General features: G+C 63.8%; 3 protein-coding genes. 2 read left to right on the top strand and 1 reads right to left on the bottom strand.

The genetic code is table 11. From position 1 onward, the window contains the following. Window positions 1–211, bottom strand: a 211-nt coding sequence (locus AAX04_RS11470; protein WP_202904447.1) for an acylphosphatase, incomplete at its 3' end; no start/stop codon positions are given. A gap of 138 nt (window positions 212–349) precedes the next feature. Here AAX04_RS11470 and AAX04_RS11465 point away from each other — a divergent pair. Together AAX04_RS11465 and AAX04_RS11460 are read left to right on the top strand one after the other, a co-directional pair. Further along, complete coding sequence (locus AAX04_RS11465; protein ID WP_084761527.1) at window positions 350–769, top strand: HEPN domain-containing protein; 420 nt, start codon at window positions 350–352, stop codon at window positions 767–769. Further along, on the top strand, window positions 760–1,112 hold a 353-nt coding region (locus AAX04_RS11460; protein ID WP_238377881.1), incomplete at its 3' end, for a nucleotidyltransferase domain-containing protein. The genes AAX04_RS11465 and AAX04_RS11460, both read left to right, overlap by 10 nt.

Genomic DNA, 1,112 nt, shown 5'->3' with positions numbered 1-1,112 from the left:
GGGCGCCCGGCGGGCCGTAGTGGGCCCACTCAACCACCTTGTTCACGGCCTCCTCGTCGCCTTCAAGCACGGCCTCGACCGTCCTGCCGTCGGGGAGATTCCTGACCCAGCCGCGGACCCCGTAGTGCTTCGCCACGTCCCTCATGGACTGCCTGAAGAAGACCCCCTGCACCTTCCCCCTTATGAGCAGATGCAGCCTGACCCGAACCACGATAAAAACTCCCCTATAAAAAGAAAGCGAGCTCCGCCGACCGGCGACTCAATCCGCCGATGGGGCGCCCGTCGGTCTGAACGTAGGCCCAACCGCCCCTCGGTCGCTCCGCGGGAAATCTTTATAGGAAGTTGCGCCATGTCCTTAGTGCAGCCGCTGGACTGCGACGAGTACTATAGATGGATCAGGCAGGCTGAGTACACCCTTAGGTCCATAGATGCTGACATGAGCTCCGGCAACTACTCATGGGCGTGCTTCAAGGCCCAGCAGACGGCCGAGTTTTCCCTTAAGGCGTTGCTGAGGGCCATGGGCAAGCCCGCCTTCGGCCGCAACTTGGTCGCTCTGTTCGGCGAGCTCGGAAGCCACTGCGGCGGCGCAGGTGACAGGCTGAGGTTCTGCGTCGGCTACCTCGATAAGATGTACACAACGCCTCGGTACCCCGACGCCTTGGTCGAGGGGGCCCCCTTCGAGAGGTACACGAGGGAGGAGGCGGCTGAGGCCTCGGACTGCGCCGGGCTGATCCTGGCGTGGATAAAGGGATGTTCGCCATGCCGCTAGACGAGGTCATCAAGGCGCGTCTGGCCGAGAGGGAGCGCGTCGTCGACGAGGTCCGCGCATACGCCCTCAGGTTGAGGGAGAGGCTGAGCAGACTGACGGCGATACTCTACGGGTCCTACGCGCGGGGCGACTTCAACCTATGGAGCGACGTGGACGTCGTGATGATCTCGGAGCACTTCAGGGGAAGGGACTTCGTGACTAGGTGCGTGAAGCTCAACGACGCGCCGCCGAGGCTCGAGCCGATATGCTGGACGCCCGAGGAGGCCGCCAAGGCGCTGCGCAAGCCCTGGTGGCGCGAGGCCCTCAGGCACAGAGTAGTCATCGTGGACGACTACGGCGTAGC

Source organism: Caldivirga sp. MU80 (assembly GCF_001663375.1).
In the GTDB taxonomy this organism is placed as follows: domain Archaea; phylum Thermoproteota; class Thermoprotei; order Thermoproteales; family Thermocladiaceae; genus Caldivirga.
This window is presented reverse-complemented; position numbering and strand designations above follow the sequence as displayed.